General features: G+C 71.7%; 14 protein-coding genes. 4 read left to right on the plus strand and 10 right to left on the minus strand.

All coding sequences use genetic code 11. The features are described from left to right. Positions 1–204: 204 nt before the first annotated feature. The 10 genes from AB0L95_RS00005 to AB0L95_RS00050 form a co-directional block, all read right to left on the minus strand. Entirely contained in the window at positions 205–750 is a 546-nt protein-coding gene (locus AB0L95_RS00005) for a GNAT family protein (protein ID WP_365154461.1), read from the minus strand. 65 nt (positions 751–815) lie between these two features. Next, entirely contained in the window at positions 816–1,742 is a 927-nt protein-coding gene (locus AB0L95_RS00010; RefSeq protein ID WP_365154464.1) for an LD-carboxypeptidase, read from the minus strand. After that, entirely contained in the window at positions 1,739–3,703 is a 1,965-nt protein-coding gene (locus AB0L95_RS00015) for an LpqB family beta-propeller domain-containing protein (protein ID WP_365154467.1), read from the minus strand. The genes AB0L95_RS00010 and AB0L95_RS00015 overlap by 4 nt, the downstream gene beginning before the upstream one ends. Before the next feature lie 51 nt (positions 3,704–3,754). Continuing rightward, on the minus strand, positions 3,755–5,077 hold the full coding sequence (locus AB0L95_RS00020; RefSeq protein ID WP_365154470.1) for a M20/M25/M40 family metallo-hydrolase: 1,323 nt from the start codon (positions 5,075–5,077) through the stop codon (positions 3,755–3,757). Continuing rightward, positions 5,070–5,903 carry a M55 family metallopeptidase gene (locus AB0L95_RS00025; RefSeq protein WP_365154473.1) on the minus strand — a complete coding sequence of 278 codons (834 nt, stop codon included), beginning with the start codon at positions 5,901–5,903 and terminating at the stop codon, positions 5,070–5,072. The genes AB0L95_RS00020 and AB0L95_RS00025 overlap by 8 nt, the downstream gene beginning before the upstream one ends. 117 nt (positions 5,904–6,020) lie before the next feature. Next, positions 6,021–7,040 carry a Gfo/Idh/MocA family oxidoreductase gene (locus tag AB0L95_RS00030; protein ID WP_365154476.1) on the minus strand — a complete coding sequence of 340 codons (1,020 nt, stop codon included), beginning with the start codon at positions 7,038–7,040 and terminating at the stop codon, positions 6,021–6,023. 24 nt (positions 7,041–7,064) lie between these two features. Further along, the gene (locus tag AB0L95_RS00035) at positions 7,065–7,967 is read right to left on the minus strand and encodes a sugar phosphate isomerase/epimerase (protein ID WP_365154479.1); all 903 of its coding nucleotides are present in this window, start codon (positions 7,965–7,967) and stop codon (positions 7,065–7,067) included. Between the two features lies 1 nt (position 7,968). Then, the gene (locus AB0L95_RS00040) at positions 7,969–8,871 is read right to left on the minus strand and encodes an ATP-binding cassette domain-containing protein (protein ID WP_365154482.1); all 903 of its coding nucleotides are present in this window, start codon (positions 8,869–8,871) and stop codon (positions 7,969–7,971) included. A gap of 5 nt (positions 8,872–8,876) precedes the next feature. Further along, positions 8,877–9,953 carry an ABC transporter permease gene (locus AB0L95_RS00045; RefSeq protein ID WP_365154486.1) on the minus strand — a complete coding sequence of 359 codons (1,077 nt, stop codon included), beginning with the start codon at positions 9,951–9,953 and terminating at the stop codon, positions 8,877–8,879. Beyond that, entirely contained in the window at positions 9,953–10,975 is a 1,023-nt protein-coding gene (locus tag AB0L95_RS00050; protein ID WP_365154489.1) for a sugar ABC transporter substrate-binding protein, read from the minus strand. Before AB0L95_RS00050 ends, AB0L95_RS00045 begins: the two co-directional genes overlap by 1 nt. A 324-nt stretch (positions 10,976–11,299) precedes the next feature. On the opposite strand from AB0L95_RS00050, the gene iolC reads away from it, so the two are divergent. From iolC to AB0L95_RS00070, 4 genes are all read left to right on the plus strand, one after another. After that, the gene (iolC, locus tag AB0L95_RS00055; protein WP_365154492.1) at positions 11,300–12,256 is read left to right on the plus strand and encodes a 5-dehydro-2-deoxygluconokinase; all 957 of its coding nucleotides are present in this window, start codon (positions 11,300–11,302) and stop codon (positions 12,254–12,256) included. A 79-nt stretch (positions 12,257–12,335) separates the two neighbouring features. Further along, the gene (locus AB0L95_RS00060; protein ID WP_365154495.1) at positions 12,336–13,223 is read left to right on the plus strand and encodes a deoxyribose-phosphate aldolase; all 888 of its coding nucleotides are present in this window, start codon (positions 12,336–12,338) and stop codon (positions 13,221–13,223) included. A 179-nt stretch (positions 13,224–13,402) separates the two neighbouring features. Continuing rightward, positions 13,403–15,292, plus strand: coding sequence for a 3D-(3,5/4)-trihydroxycyclohexane-1,2-dione acylhydrolase (decyclizing) (gene iolD, locus AB0L95_RS00065; RefSeq protein WP_365154497.1), 1,890 nt, complete (start codon positions 13,403–13,405; stop codon positions 15,290–15,292). A 26-nt stretch (positions 15,293–15,318) separates the two neighbouring features. Beyond that, the gene (locus tag AB0L95_RS00070; RefSeq protein ID WP_365154500.1) at positions 15,319–16,119 is read left to right on the plus strand and encodes a GntR family transcriptional regulator; all 801 of its coding nucleotides are present in this window, start codon (positions 15,319–15,321) and stop codon (positions 16,117–16,119) included. Positions 16,120–16,146 lie beyond the last annotated feature (27 nt).

The raw sequence follows: 16,146 nt of genomic DNA on the forward strand, positions 1-16,146 counted from the left end.
TAGGGCGTGTTTCGAAAGTCCCGTCTGGCCCGCGACTCCCCCAGCCTGGCGGCTGGGAGGTGCCCCCAGGCACGGCACCTCGCCGCGTTGTCGGGATCGTCCGCGTACGCCCAGTACGCGGACGACCCTCCGCCTTGCGATGCACCGCACCAGACGCCGCGGGCCCCGCCCTTCGGGCGGACGACGCTACTCTCGAAACACGCCCTAGTCGCGGACCATCTCGGCGGTGATGGCCCAGCGTTCGTGGTCGCGCCAGGCCCCGTTGATGTAGATCATGTCCGGTGAGAAGCCTTCGAGGCGGAAACCGCAGCGTCGGGCGAGGGCGATCGAGGCGGTGTTGCCGGGCTGTGCGTTGATCTCCAGCCGGTGCAGTCCCATCGGCCCGAACGCGTGCCGCACCACGAGGCCGAGGGCCTCCGCCATCAGTCCCCGGCCGGCCGCGTGCGCGAAGGCGCCGTAGCCGAGTGCTCCGGACAGGAAGCCGCCCTCGACGATGTTGTTGATGTTGATGAACCCGGCGATGGCCCCGCTGTCCTTCTCGCACACCAGAAACCCGGCCTTCGTCGGGTCGTCGATCAGCCGGCCCGCGTAAGCCGCGTAGGCCCCCTCGGTGTCCGGCGGGAAGAGCCAAGGGTGGTGCAGGTCCTTGCTCTCCCGCGCCCTGGCGGTGAATTCGGCCTCGTCCTCAAGGGTGAAGTGGCGAATGCCCACACGGGGGCCCTCGGCGAGATATGAACGGGTCACAGGCACATCGCCACCCTATGTGACCCGTAGGTCTTCGCGCCGAGGACCTGTTCCGGCACCGGGCCGCGGACCTACGCCAGCGCCGGCTCGTCCAGCGTGAGCGTCCCCGCCTCCGCGTCCAGCTCGGCCGCCACACCGAACGGGATCGTCAGCGCGCCGTCGCAGTGCCCGAAGCCGAAATCCTCGACCACCGGTACCCCCAGCCCGCCGAGCCGGTCGGTGAGGACCTGCCGCAGCAGTTCGTAAGGGCCGCACTCCTTCCAGGACCCGAGCGCGATCCCGGCCACCCCGTCGAGCCCGCCGGAGCGCAGCAGTTGGGTGAGCATCCGGTCGACGCGGTACGCCTCCTCGCCGATGTCCTCGATCATCAGCAGGCCGCCCCGGGCGCCGGCCCGGGCGTGCGGGGTGCCGAGTTCGGTCACGAGCATGCACAGGCAGCCGCCGAAGGTGACCCCGCGGGCGCGTCCGGGCACGAGTGTCGCGCCGCCGCTCGCGCGGATCGTCGTCACGGACTCCGGCTCGAAGAGTGTGGCCCGCAGATGCTCCTGCGCCCGCTCGTTCTTCAGGAAGTCCAGAGCCGACGCCATCGGCCCGTGCAGGGTCGCGAGACCGAGGCGGACCGCGAAGGCCTCGTGCAGCACGGTGATGTCGCTGAAGCCGACCAGCACCTTGGGCCCGGCGGCCCGCAGCGCGTCCCAGTCGAGCAGGTCCACCATGCGCTGTGCCCCGTATCCGCCGCGGGCGCACAGGACCGCGGCGATGTCCGGGTCGCACCACGCGGCCTGGAAGTCGGCGGCCCGGTCGGCGTCCGTGCCCGCAAGGTAGGGGAAGGCGGGGTGCCGGTCGAGGACGTGCGGGCCCACGACCGGATCCAGTCCCCAGGCGCGCAGCAGGTCGAGCCCTGCGGCGAGCCGTTCCTCGACCACGGGCCCGCTGGGCGCGACAACGGCCACGCGGGCGCCGGGGGCCAGTCGGGACGGCCGGACGAGAGGCATCATGTGCTGAGCTCCAGGGTGGGTATGCCGGGCGGGTTCAGCCCGAAGACCTGCGCGTACAGCGACAGCTCGGCCTCCAGGGCACGCACCATGGTCTCAGCCCGTCGAAAGCCGTGCCCCTCGCCCTCGAAGGTGAGGTAGGCGTGCGGGATGCGCCGCCCCGCCAGCCGGGCGAGGAACCGCTCGCACTGGGCGGGCAGGCAGATGGGGTCGTCGAGCCCCTGGAGCAGCAGGAAGGGGGCCGTGATCCGGTCGGCGTGCTCGACGGGCGAGCGCTCGGCGTACCGGCCGGGCACCTCGGAGTAGGGACCCACCAGGGAGTCCAGATACCGCGACTCGAAGTCGTGGGTCTCCCCCGAGCCGAAGCTCTTCAGGTCGAGGACGGGGTAGGTGATCGTGCCGCAGGCGTAGACGTCCGTCGAGGTCAGGGACACGGCCGAGGTCCAGCCGCCCGCGCTGCCGCCGCGCACCGCGAGCCGCGCAGGGTCGGCGGTGCCCTCGTCGGCGAGGGCGGTGGCGACGGCCGCGCAGTCCTCGACGTCGACCACGCCCCACTGTCCGCGCAGCCGGTTGCGGTACTCGCGTCCGTAGCCGGTCGAGCCGCCGTAGTTCACCTCGACGACGCCGATGCCGCGCGAGGTGAAGTACGCGATCTCCAGGTCGAGGACGAGCGGAACACGGCTGGTGGGCCCGCCGTGGGCCCACACCACATACGGCGGCCGCTCGCCGTCGGGCGCGGTGTGGCCGGGGTGGTGCGGCGGATACAGATGGGCGTGGATCTCACGGCCCTCCGGCCCGGTGAAGGTGCGGATCTGCGGCTCGGGGTAGTAGGCGGGGTCGACCGCGTCCTCGTGGGCGGCGCCGATGACCCGGGCACGGCCCGTGCGGGCGTCCAGTTCGACCACCTCGTGGGCGGTGCGCGGGCTCGCGCCGACGGAGATGATCCGGCTGCCGTGCGTGGCGAGCGTGGCGGCGAACTCGGTCCAGGGTCCGGCGGCGTCGACGACCTCGCCGCGGTCCGGGTCGAGTATCCCGAGCCGGCTCGCGCCCCGGCCGTGCAGGACGGCGATCAGCCCGCTCTCCAGCGGCGCGAACCACCGCATGCCGACCTTCCACAGCGGTCCGGCGAACTCCTCCTCGCGGGGGCACAGCGGCACGCCGCCCCGGTACAGGTTCCACCAGCCGCTGCGGTCGCATGCGTACAGCAGGGAGCCGTCGGCCGCCCATTCGGCCTGCGGGACCGACTCCTCGGGGCCGCCGGCGACGATGCGCGGCTCCCGGAGTGTCCCGTCGTCGCTCACCTCGGCGACGATCAGCTCGGTGCCGTCCCACGGCATCCGCGGATGGTCCCAGGCGATCCATGCCGCGCGCCGCCCGTCCGGGGAGAGACGGGGGCCGGTGACAAAGCGGTGCCGCGCCTCGGTGAGCTCCCGCACGGCCATCCGGTCCTGCGCCGCGGAGCCGTCCAGGGGTACGGCGACCGCCACCCGGCGCACGTCACAGGGCCCCTCGCCGGTGAACTCCTCCAGCACGCACCAGACCTCGCCGCGCTCGATGTGCACCTGCGGGTCGATCCAGCGCAGTCCGCCGCCCACCGGCGAGAGGGGGGTGAGCGGGCGCGGCCCGTCACCGGGCGCCGCCGGCTCGTACACGTACAGCCGCTGGTCCGCGAAGTTGACGAAGACCAGCAGCGGGCCCTCGGGGCGCATGACGCCGGCCCAGGGGCGTCCGCCGTACTCCATGACCCGGCTGCGCACGTTCCACGGCGGGGGCAGCACCGATTGCTCCGTGCCGTCCGTGGTGCGCCGCACGAGGGTGCGGCGGCCGCCTTCCAGGGGGCGCGGCTCGGTCCACCACGCCTCCTCGCCCACGAAGTCCACCGACTCCGGCTGCCCGTCGTGCGCGGCGGCGAGCCCCGCGTCGATGGGCGAGGGCCATTCCCCGTAGGGCAGGGTCTGCTCCATCTCCCTCACTCCCCTCACTCCCCTCGGTCCCGTCATTCCCCTTGCTCCTCCTCAGGCCGTCCGCAGAAAGCGGTCGAGGACGCGGACGCCGAAGTGCAGGGCCTCGACGGGGACGCGTTCGTCGACGCCGTGGAAGAGGGCCTGGTAGTCGAAGCCCTCCGGCAGCTTCAGCGGCGCGAAGCCGTATCCGGTGATGCCGAGGCGGGAGAACTGCTTGGCGTCCGTGCCTCCCGACATGCAGTACGGCACCACATGTCCCTCGGGCGCGAACTCCTCCACGGCGGCACGCATCCGGGCGAACGTCGGCGAGTCCACCGGCGCCTGGAGGGCGACCTCCCGGTGGTGGAACTCCCAGTCCACGTCCGGTCCGGTCAGTTCGTCGAGGGTGGTGCGGAACTCGTCCTCGCCGCCGGGCAGATAGCGTCCGTCGATGTGGGCGACGGCCTCGCCCGGGATCACATTGACCTTGTAACCGGCCTCCAGCATGGTCGGGTTGGCGCTGTTGCGCACGGTCGGCGCGACCAGCGCGGCGGCCGGGCCGAGCTTCTCCAGGAGACCGTCCATGACGGCGGGGTCGTCGAGGCCGTCGAGGTCGGCTTCCAGGCCGTACAGGGCGGCGAGTTCGGTGAGCGCGGCCCGTACGGTCGGGGTGAGCCGCAGTGGCCACTCATGGGCGCCGATCCGGGCCACGGCGGCGGCGAGCCGGGTGACGGCGTTGCTGCGGTTGGGCTTGGAGCCGTGGCCCGCGCGACCGCGGGCGGTGAGCTTGAGCCAGGCGGTGCCGCGCTCTCCCGCCGCGATGGGGTACATCCGCCGGCCGCTGCCGTCGTGGAACGTGAACGCCCCGGACTCGCTGATTCCCTCGGTGCATCCCTCGAAGAGGTGTGCGTGGTGGTCCGCCAGGAACCCGGAGCCGTCCTGGGCGCTCGCCTCCTCGTCGGCGGTGAACGCGATGACGAGGTCGCGGCGGGGTCGCACGCCCGAGCGCGCCCAGGCCGCCAGGACCGCGAGGATCATCGCGTCCATGTTCTTCATGTCGACCGCGCCGCGGCCCCAGACAACACCGTCGCGCACCTCCCCCGAGAACGGGTGGACGCTCCAGTCGGCGGCCTCCGCGGGCACCACGTCGAGGTGACCGTGGACGAGCAGCGCGTCCGCGGACGGGTCGGTGCCCTCGATCCGGGCGACGACGTTCGTCCGGCCCTCGGTGCGCTCCAGGAGCGTGGGCTCCAGGCCCGCTTCGGCCAGTCGCGCCGCCGCGTACTCGGCGGCGGGCCGCTCTCGGCAGTCGCCGCCGCCGCGGTTGGTGGTGTCGATACGGATGAGGTCCGAGGTGAAGCGCACGACTTCGTCGAGTGCCTGTTGGTCAGCCATACTGCTCCTCCACCGCGGCCGAGACGATCGTGGTGACTGCCTTGAAGGTACGGATGCCCTCGTACATGGTGGCGCTCGTGTAGGCCACCTTCCGCTCGCCGATGCGGTCCACGCCCGGTACGACGGTGGCGGCCATCGCGAGGTGCTCGGCGTCGAATTCCAGCGCCACGGTGAACGGGCCGCCGTGAACCGGCTCGTGACGCACCGCGAGAGCTGCCGCCTCCTTGGCGGCGGCGCGGATGTCGGCGGCGGTTCTGGCGGGGGTGCGGCACACGGCCGCGTACCGCGAGACATGGTCCTTGACGGCGACCTTGAGCGCCTCCGGGGCGTATCCGAGCGCGTCCTCGCAGGCCACGTCGTCGCCGGTGACCAGGATCACGGGCACGCCGTACTCGGCGACGACATGCGCGTTCAGCAGGCCCTCGCTGGCGCGGACGTCGTTCAGCCAGACCCCGGTGATGGAGTTGGCGAGGTAGGTGTGCGCGAGTACGCCCTCCATCCCGGCGCCCGCGTGATAGCCGACGAACGCGATGCCGTCCACGTCGCCGTGTTGCACGCCCTCCACCATGGACAGGGACTTGTGACGGCCTGTGAGCATCTGCGCCCGGTCGTCGAGCCGCTCCAGGAGCAGATTGCGCATGCTCCAGTGCGCCTCGTTGATCAGCACCTCGTCGGCGCCGCCGTCGAGGAGACCGAGCACGGCGGCGTTCACGTCCGAGGTGAACATCGCCCGGCACCGCTCCCATTGCGGCGTCCCGGGCAGCACGTCGGCCGGCCAGGTCACACCGGTGGCGCCCTCCATGTCGGCGCTGATGAGGATCTTCATGGCACGAAACCGTACGCGCTCGTGACGATGCGTGACCAGCCCTGTGGACAAGTGTCCGCGGCTCGGCTGCCCGCGACGGTCGGCCCCCGGCCTGTGCCCGGCCGGGGCCTGGGCGGTTCAGCGGTAGAGCGCCGGGCGTTCGACCAGTTCGACCTCGGCGCGGCCGCCCTCCCGCTGGGCGCGGACGCCCGCCTCGCAGACCGCCGCCGCGGCGTAGCCGTCCCAGGTGCTCGGGCCGGTAACCTCGCCGCGCCGGGTGGCGTCGACCCAGCTCTGCACCTCGTGGTCGTACGCCTGCGCGAAGCGTTCCACGAAGTCCTGGGCGATGCTTCCGCCCCAGCGGCCCGCCTCGTTGAGGACCATGGCGTGCTCCTCCCCGATCCGGGCGGTACCGCGCTCGCAGACCGCCTCGGCCTGCACCTGGTAGCCGAAGCCGCAGTTGACGAAGATCTCGACGTCGACGAGCGCGCCGCCGTCGGTCTCGAAGACGAGGAACTGGGGGTCCTCGAGGCCTTCCGGGGCGTTGCGGGACGGTGTGGGACGCAGCGCCGTCACCGCCCTGATCTCCTGGCCGAGCAGCCAGCGCGTCACATCCATCTCGTGTACGACCGAGTCGTTGACGAGCATCGCGTCGGTGAATCCGGGCGGGCTGGCCGCGTTGCGGTGCCGATTGTGCAGCATCAGCGGCCGGCCCAGCCTGCCGCTGTCCAGCAGCGCCTTGAGCTTGAGGTACTCGGTGTCGTAGCGCCGCATGAAGCCGACCTGGACGCGCCGGTGGCCCAGCTTCTGCTCGGCCTCCAGGATCCTCAGCGCGGAGGCCGCGTCCGGGGTGAGGGGCTTCTCGCACAGCACCGGCAGGTCGTGTGCGAACGCCGTCAGCAGTGCGGCCTCGTGGGCGGGCCCCGGGGAGGCGATCAGTACGGCGTCGACGTCGTCCGCGGCCATGGCGGCGGCCGGGTCGGCGTAGGCGGTGCAGCCCTCGACACCGGCCGCGACGGACTTGGCGCGTTCGGTGTCGACGTCCACGACGGCGCTCACCCGCGCCCCGCTCGTCACCTCGCCGAGGCGGCGTACATGGTCGGCCCCCATCCGCCCGGTGCCGATGACGGCGACACCGAGCGTTCCACGCTGGGTCATGGTGGTTGGTCGTCCCTTCCGGGGTCAGGCACCGCAGGAGCGGAGGAACGCACGGGTGCGCACGGCGATGGGCAGCGGCTTGTCCGGCGGGCAGGGGTACATGTCCTGCTCGACGATGGCGAAGAGGTCGACGCCGAGGCTCTGGGCGGCGGCGAGGACCGGTTCCAGCTCGGGCACGCCGGTCGGGGGTTCGCACATCACCCCGCGCTGCACGGCGGGCCCGAAGGGCACCCCGCCCCGTACGACGTCGGCGAGGATCTCCGGGTCGACCTGCTTGAGGTGCAGATAGCCGATGCGTTCGCCGTAGGTCTCGATGAGCTTGACGCTGTCGCCGCCGCAGTAGGCGTAGTGCCCGGTGTCCAGGCAGAGGCTGACGAGGTCCCGGTCGGTCGAGTCGAGGAAGCGCTCGACATGCTCCTCGGTGTCGATGTGGGTGTCGGCGTGCGGGTGGACGACGATGTCGAGGCCGTAGGTCTCCCTGACCTGGCGGCCGAGCCGCTCCATGCCCTGGGTGAGGTGGGTCCACTGCTCGGCGGTCAGCTCGGACGGTTCGATGATCTCGGCGGTCTTGTCGTCCCGCCAGAAGGAGGGGATGACGACCAGGTGCCGGGCGCCCATCGCCTGGGTGAGCGCGGCGACCTGCGCGACGTGTTCCCAGGTGGGCTCCCAGACGGCCGGACCGCGGTGCAGCGCGGTGAAGACGGTGCCCGCCGACACCTTCAGGTTCCGCTTGTCCGCCTCGTCGGTGAGCCGTGCCGGGTCGGTCGGCAGATAGCCGTAGGGGCCGAGCTCGATCCAGGAGTAGCCGGCCTCGGCGACCTCGTCGAGGAAGCGTTCCCAGGGCACCTGTTGCGGGTCGTCGGGGAACCAGACGCCCCAGGAGTCCGGCGCCGAGCCGACCCGGATGCGGTCCAGGGCAGGGGTCATGTCAGGAGTTCCCTTCGGGGGTTGCCGCCACGGGTGCCGGGAGGTCCTCCGTCTCGGGGAGTCCCTCGACGTCGAGGCCGCCGACCTGGGCCAGCTCGTGCTTGAGGGCGGCGAGTTCGGCGCCGCCGGCCATGTGGTTGGTCAGCTCTTCCAGGCTGACGTGGGTCCGGTCGGCGCTCAGCTCCATGGTGCCGAGACGCAGCACGCTGAAGTGGTCGCCGACCATATAGGCGTGATGCGGATTGTGGGTGATGAAGATGACGCCCAGCCCGCGTTCACGGGCGGCGGCGATGTACTTCAGCACGACACCCGACTGCTTCACGCCGAGCGCGGCGGTGGGCTCGTCCAGGATGAGGACGCGCGCGCCGAAGTAGACGGCGCGGGCGATCGCCACGGACTGGCGCTGGCCGCCGGAGAGGGTGCCGATGGGCTGTTCCAGGTCGTCGAGGACGATGCCCATGTTGCGCAGTTCGTCGTCGGCGGTCTTCTTCATCCGGGCGATGTCGAGGCGGCGGACGGGCCAGGGCCCCTTGGTCATCTCGGAGCCGAGGAAGAAGTTCCGCCACACCGGCATCAGGGGCACGGTCGCCAGGTCCTGGTAGACGGTGGCGATGCCGCGGTCGAGGGCCTCGCGCGGGGTGGTGAAGCGCACCGGTTCGCCGTCGACGAGGAACTCGCCCTCCGTGTGCTGGTGCAGCCCCGAGATGATTTTGATGAGCGTGGACTTGCCGGCACCGTTGTCGCCGAGGACGCAGGTGACCGTGCCGGGGCGGACGGCGAGGTCGACGCCGTGCAGGGCGCGGATGTTGCCGTACGACTTGCCCGCGCCGCGCAGTTCGACGAGGGGGGCCCGGTCGGCCGGGGCCGACGTGTCGTGCTGGTTGCCGAGGTCGGCTTGGGTCATGGGGATCACCTCCGGGTCGCCGACTGGCGGACCCACAGATTGATGAGAGTGGCGCCGAGGAGCATCACGCCGAGGAACGCCTTGAACCAGTCGGGGTTCCAGCCGGCGTAGACGATGCCCTGGCTGACCATGCCGAACATGAACGCGCCGAAGACCGGGCCGATCGCGGAGCCGTAGCCGCCGGTGAGCAGACAGCCGCCGATGACCGCGGCGGCGATGTAGATCAGCTCCTGGCCGACGCCCTCGCCGGACTGCACGGTGTTGAAGGCGAACAGCTGGTGCATGCCCACGAACCAGGAACCGAAGCCGACCAGCATGAACAGGGTGATCTTGGTGAACTTCACGGGCACGCCGACGGCCCGCGCGCTGTCCTGGTTGCCGCCGACCGCGAAGATCCAGTTGCCGTACTTGGTGCGCAGCAGGACCCAGGTCGCGAGGGCCGCGAAGCCGAGCCACCACAGCACGGTCACCTTGAACTGGACTCCGCCGACGGTGAAGGAGGAGGCGAAGACCGCCTTGGCCTGCTGGAAGCCGTCCATGTTGCTGAGGTCGTCGGTGGCCACGTTGCCGGTGACCAGCTTGGTGACCGCGAGGTTGATGCCCTGCAGCCCGAGGAAGGTGCCGAGGGTGATCAGGAAGCTCGGCAGTCCGGTGCGCATCACCATCCAGCCGTTGAACGCCCCGATCGCGACCGAGACCACGAGGGCGACGATCACGCCCACCCACACGTTCATGGTCAGTTGGTAGCTCACCATGCTCGCGGTCAGCGCGGAGCTGATCACCGCCACGCCGGACGACAGGTCGAACTCGCCGCCGATCATCAGCAGCGCCACCGGCAGTGCCATGATCCCGATGGTCGACGACTGGTAGAGGACCGTGGCCATCGCGCTGCCCGTGCGGAACGTCGGCGCCGCGACGAAGAAGAAGACGAACACCGCGACGGCGCCGAGGAAGACACCGACCTCGGGCCGGGCGAGCAGCCGGAGCACAAGGGATCGCTGTGCGGTCCGGCCGTCACGCTCCTTGGGGCCAAAGGCCGGCGGTGAGGACACCGCCGGCGCAGCCTGCTGGCTCATGGTCATCACCTTGTGCCCTTCGCGGCGAACGCCGCGACGGTGCCGACGTTGGACTTGTCGACGAAGGCGGGGCCGGTCAGCACGGGCTGTTCGCCGCCGCCGCTGTAGTTGCCGTTGTTCTTCTCGAGCCACAGGGAGTCGACCGCCAGATAGCCCTGGAGGTAGGGCTGCTGGTCGACGGCGAACTGGATGTCGCCCTTCTGGATGGCGTTGGTGAGGTCCTTGTTGAGGTCGAAGGTGGCGACCTTCGCCTTGCTGCCCGCGTCGCCCACCGACTGCACCGCGGTCAGGGCGTAGGGCGCGCCGAGCGTGACCACGTAGTCGATGGAGCTGTCCTGCTTGAGCTTGGCGGTGATCGTCGACTTCACGGACGGCATGTCGGTGCCGTTGACGTAGAGGATCTGCGTCGTGCCGCTGAAGGTCTTCTTGACCCCGTCGCAGCGCTGGGTGAGCCCGACGTTGCCCTGCTCCTGGATCACACAGACCGCGTTCTTCGCGCCGACCTCGTTCAGCTTCTTGCCGAACGCCTCGCCCGCCACGCTCTCGTCCTGCCCGAAGAACTCCAGCAGTCCCAGCTTCTTCCAGTCGCTCACGCCGGAGTTGAGGCCGACCACCGGGATGCCCGCCTGGGTCGCCTTGCCCACGACGTCCTTCATGGCGTCCGGCTTGGCGAGGGTGATCGCGATGCCGTCGACCTTCTGGTCGACGGCGTTCTGGACCAGGTTGGCCTGGGTGCCCGCGTTCGGGTCGCTGGAGTAGACGAGCTTGATGTTGTCCTTGGCCGCTGCCGCCTCGGCTCCCTTGCGGACGATGTCCCAGAAGGTGTCGCCCGGTGCCTGGTGGGTGACGAGCGCGACCGTCATCCGGGGCGTGGTGGCCTTGCCCGCGGCGGCCCCGGAGCTGTTCTCCTCCGCCTTCTTGCCGCCCGAGCTGCTGGAGCAGCCGGCGACGAGCAGCGCGGACGCCGCGGCCAGCGCGACGAGGGGGGCGATTCTGCGGGAGCGGCGGGGGTGAATCGTGCGGTCCATCTGTCCTGCACCTCACTGTGCGGCCGGGGACGGGGAACGGGGAAGGGAGAGGGACGGCGCCGGGCCAGGGCCCCACGCGGGCCCGGACGGGTGTCCGGGTCGGGTGCCGGTGAACCGGCGGTTTCGCTGGGACGGGATACAAACCCCTGTCGCACCCGCCTGTCAATACTTTGTTAAGACATCATTTCAGAAGCAGGTCCGAATGTAAGTACAAATCCTTGACAGCGACTTGGCTCGCGGCCTACACCTGAGAGGCGTCCAGGCCCGGGAGCCCCGCCTTCCGGAGCTCGACGGCCCGCACCCCCCGCACGAGGAGCGACGCGCATGCCCGAGCCCGCCGATTGTTTCGATCTGATCACCATGGGACGCATCGGGATCGATCTCTACCCACTGCAGACCGGTGTGCCGCTTCCCGAGGTCGAGTCGTTCGGAAAGTTTCTCGGCGGCTCGGCGGCCAACGTCGCGGTGGCGGCAGCCCGCCTCGGACGAAGCACCGCGGTGATCACCCGGACCGGCGACGATCCCTTCGGCACCTATCTGCACCAGCAGCTGCAGGAGTTCGGCGTCGACGACCGGTTCGTCACGCCCGTGGACGCCTATCCGACCCCGGTCACCTTCTGCGAGATCTTCCCGCCGGACGACTTCCCCCTCTACTTCTACCGTCGGCCCAAGGCCCCCGATCTGGAGATCCACCCCGCCGAGCTGGACTTCTCCGCCATCCGCTCGGCCCGTGTCTTCTGGGTCACCGGCACCGGTCTGAGCGAGGAGCCCAGCCGCTCGGCCACCCTCGCCGCCCTGAAGGCCCGCGACAAGGCCGGCGCCACCGTCTTCGACCTCGACTGGCGCCCCATGTTCTGGGCCGACCCCGAGACCGCCCGTCCGTACTACGCCGAGGCCCTGCGACACGCCACCGTCGCCGTCGGCAACCTCGACGAGTGCGAGATCGCCACCGGGGTGCGCGAGCCGCGGGCCTGCGCCCGGGCGCTGCTGGACGCCGGGGTGGAACTCGCGGTCGTCAAGCAGGGACCCAAGGGGGTGCTCGCCGTGCACCGGGACGGTACGACGGCCGAGGTGCCGCCGGTGCCCGTCGAGGTCGTCAACGGGCTCGGCGCCGGGGACGCCTTCGGCGGCTCGCTCTGCCACGGGCTGCTCTCCGGCTGGCCGCTGGAGCGGACCATGCGTTACGCCAACGCGGCCGGGGCGCTCGTCGCCTCCCGGCTCGCCTGCTCCTCCGCCATGCCGACCGAGCCGGAGGTCGCCGGCCTCCTCGCAGACGGCTGACCGCCCCGCCGAGGGCCACTCCCCACGGCCGGCCGGCGCGCCCGGGCCGCCCGCCGCCACCCCCTGAACGGAGCCTGTCTTGACCATCAGCATCACCGACCTGGCCACGGTGCGCGCCCGGCATCCGGAGGCAATCGCCGAGGCCGCCGCCCGCCGCGCCCGCCGCCCGCTGATCGGCGCCGGCGGCCGCCTGATGGTCGTCGCCGCCGACCACCCGGCCCGAGGCGCGCTCGGCGTCGGCGACCGCCCCCTGGCCATGGCGGACCGCGCCGACCTGCTGGAACGCCTGAGCCTCGCGCTGTCCCGGCCCGGCGTGGACGGGGTGCTGGCCACCGCGGACATCCTGGAGGACCTGCTGCTCCTCGGCGTCCTCGACGGCAAGGTGGTCATGGGCTCCATGAACCGCGGCGGCCTCGCGGGAGCGTCCTTCGAGATGGACGACCGCTTCACCGGCCACCGCCCCGAGGACATCGCACGGTTCCGCTTCGACGCCGGGAAACTGCTGCTGCGCATCGACTACGACGACCCGGGCTCCCTTGCGACCCTGGAGTCCGCCGCCCGGGCCGTCGACGCCATGGCCGCGCGCCGACTGCCGCTGTTCATCGAGCCGTTCATGACGCGGCGGGTCGACGGCCGGGTGCGCAACGACCTGAGCGCCGAGGCCGTCACCCGGTCCATCGCCATCGCCTCGGGGCTCGGCGGCACATCCGCCTACACCTGGCTCAAGCTCCCCGTCACCGACGACGCCGACGACATGGCCCGGGCCTTGGAGGCGTCCACGCTGCCCGCCGTGCTGCTCGGCGGCGAGGTCGGCAGGGACGGCAAGGACCAGGAGGCGGTGTACGAGAGATGGCGCAAGGCCCTGCGGCTGCCCACCGTCCAGGGCCTGGTCGTCGGGCGGTCCCTGCTGTATCCCGCCGAAGGCGATGTGGAGAGCGCGGTGGACACCGCGGTCGGCCTGTTGTGACACGCCGTACCGCCCGCGGTGCGGCGGCCCGTCGCGTGCCGCACCGTCCGCAGTGCGGCGGGGCGGCCGTTCGCGTGCCGTCGCATGCCGCACCGTCCGCAGTGCGGCGGCCGTTCGCGTGCCGTACCGCCCCCGCCTCCTGAAACCCCCGCGAGAGAACCCGTCCCAGTGAGGTCCCGTTGAGCCACAGCCACCCCACGCAGTCCGTGCGCCGCCTGACCGTCGCCCAGGCCCTGGTGCAGTTCCTGTCCGCGCAGTACACCGAGCGCGACGGCGCCCGGCACCGGCTGATCGCCGGCACCTGGGGCATCTTCGGGCACGGCAATGTCGCCGGCCTCGGCCAGGCACTGCTGGAGGCCGGCGAGGCCACGATGCCCTTCCACCAGGGCCGCAACGAACAGGCCATGGTGCACGCGGCCGTCGGCTACGCCCGCCGGCGCAACCGGCTGTCCACGCAGGCGGTCACGACCTCCATCGGCCCCGGAGCCACGAACCTCGTCACCGGCGCCGCACTGGCGACGATCAACCGCCTGCCGGTGCTGCTGCTGCCCGGCGACTACTTCGCCACCCGCACCGCCGACCCCCTGCTGCAACAGCTGGAGCACCCGGTCGAGGCGGACGTCTCCGTCAACGACACCCTGCGACCGGTCTCCCGCTACTTCGACCGGATCACGCGTCCGGAGATGCTGATCCCGTCCGCGCTGAGCGCCATGCGGGTGCTGAGCGACCCGGCCGAGACCGGCGCGGTCACCCTCGCCCTGCCGCAGGACGTCCAGGCGGAGGCCTTCGACTGGCCGGAGGAGTTCTTCGACGAGCGTGTGTGGCGCGTACGCCGTCCCGTGCCCGATCCGGTCGAACTCTCCGAGGCCGTACGCGCGGTGCGCGCCGCCGAGCGTCCGCTGATCGTGGCGGGCGGCGGCGTCCACCACAGCGAGGCCGAGGGGGCGCTCAAGGCGCTCGCCGACGCCACGGGCATCCCGGTCGCGTCCACCCAGGCGGGCAAGGGCTCGCTGCGCCACGACCACCCCGCGGACCTCGGCGGCATCGGCCACACCGGCACCGCCGTCTGCGACGCCATCGCGCGCACCGCCGACCTCGTCATCGGCGTCGGCACCCGCTACAGCGACTTCACCACCGCCTCCCACACACTGTTCCAGCGCCCCGGCGTGCGGTTCGTCAATCTCAACATCACCTCCTTCGACGCCCACAAGCTGACGGCCCGCACCCTCGTGGCCGATGCGCGCACCGGCCTGGAAGCGCTCGCGGAGGGCCTGTCGGGCCACCGGGTGAGCGAGGCCTACGAGACCGAGTACCGGGAGGGCAAGGAGCGCTGGGAGCGGGTGGTCGAGGCCACCTACCGGGCGGAGGACGAGAACGCCGTGCCGACGCAGACCCAGGTCCTCGGCGCGCTGGACTCCGTGGTCGGCGACGACGACGTGGTGATCAACGCGGCCGGTTCACTCCCCGGCGATCTGCACAAGCTGTGGCGGGCCCGCTCGCCGCATCAATACCACCTGGAGTATGGCTACTCCTGCATGGGCTACGAGATCCCGGCCGGCATCGGAGTCCAGCAGGCCGCGCCCGGCACCCCGGTGTGGTCGCTGGTCGGCGACGGCACCTATCTGATGATGCCCACCGAGATCGTCACAGCGGTCCAGGAGGGCCTGCCCGTCAATCTGGTCCTCGTCCAGAACCACGGCTACGCCTCCATCGGCGGCCTCTCTGAGGAGACCGGCGGCGAGCGCTTCGGCACCGCCTACCGCCATCGGTCCGCCGACGGCACCTTCACCGGGGCCCCGCTCCCGGTGGACCTCGCCGGCAACGCCGCCAGCCTCGGCATGGACGTCCTGCGTGCCAAGACCGTACGGGAGCTCCGCGAGGCGCTGGCCACGGCACGCACATCCGAGCGTCCCACCTGCGTCTATGTCGAGACCGATCCGGCACCGTCCGCCCCGCCCGCCGAGGCGTGGTGGGACGTGCCGGTCGCCCAGGTCGCCTCGCGCGAGGCCGCCCGGGCCGCCCGCGAGCGATACGACCGGCAGGCCGCCGGCCGCCGGCACCACCTCTGACTCCCCGCCACGCGTCAGGACAGGCCATGACAAAGAATTCCGTCAGGCAGCCGGCCGCGCCTCCTCCCGGCGCGGCCCCCGCCCCGCCCGCGGCCCTCGACTTCACCCTCGACCGCAGCAGCCCGGTCCCGCTCTACTACCAGCTGGCCCAGCAGCTGGAGGCGGCGATCGAGCACGGCGCGCTGGGCCCGGGCAGTCTGCTGGGCAACGAGGTCGACCTCGCCGGGCGGCTCGGCCTGTCCCGTCCGACGGTCCGTCAGGCCATCCAGTCCCTGGTCGACAAGGGACTGATGGTCCGCCGCCGGGGCGTGGGCACCCAGGTGGTGCACAGTCAGGTCAAGCGGCCCCTGGAACTGAGCAGCCTCTACGACGATCTGGAGGCCGCCGGTCAGAAGCCCGCGACGCGGGTGCTGCGCGCCTCGCTGGAACAGGCGTCCGCCGAGGTCGCGGCCGCCCTCAACATCGCGGAAGGCGGCGATGTGCACCATCTTCAGCGGCTCCGGCTCGCCCATGGCCAGCCGATGGCGTTCCTGTCCAACTACGTACCGACGGGCCTGCTGGACCTCGACACCGACCGGCTGGAGGCGACGGGCCTGTACCGGGTGATGCGCGGCGTCGGCATCATCCTGCACAGCGCCCGGCAGTCCGTCGGCGCCCGCTGCGCCACCGCCGGGGAGGCGGAACTGCTGGGCGAGCCGGAGGGGGCCGCCCTGCTGACCATGCGGCGCACGGCCTACGACGACACGGGCCGCGCCGTCGAGTACGGCACCCACATCTACCGCGCCTCGCGCTACGCCTTCGACTTCCAGCTGCTCGTCCGACCCTGAACCGCCCGCGCTCGGCACAGGGCCCCT

This window comes from Streptomyces sp. NPDC052036 (assembly GCF_040680495.1).
Taxonomy (GTDB): Bacteria; Actinomycetota; Actinomycetes; order Streptomycetales; family Streptomycetaceae; genus Streptomyces.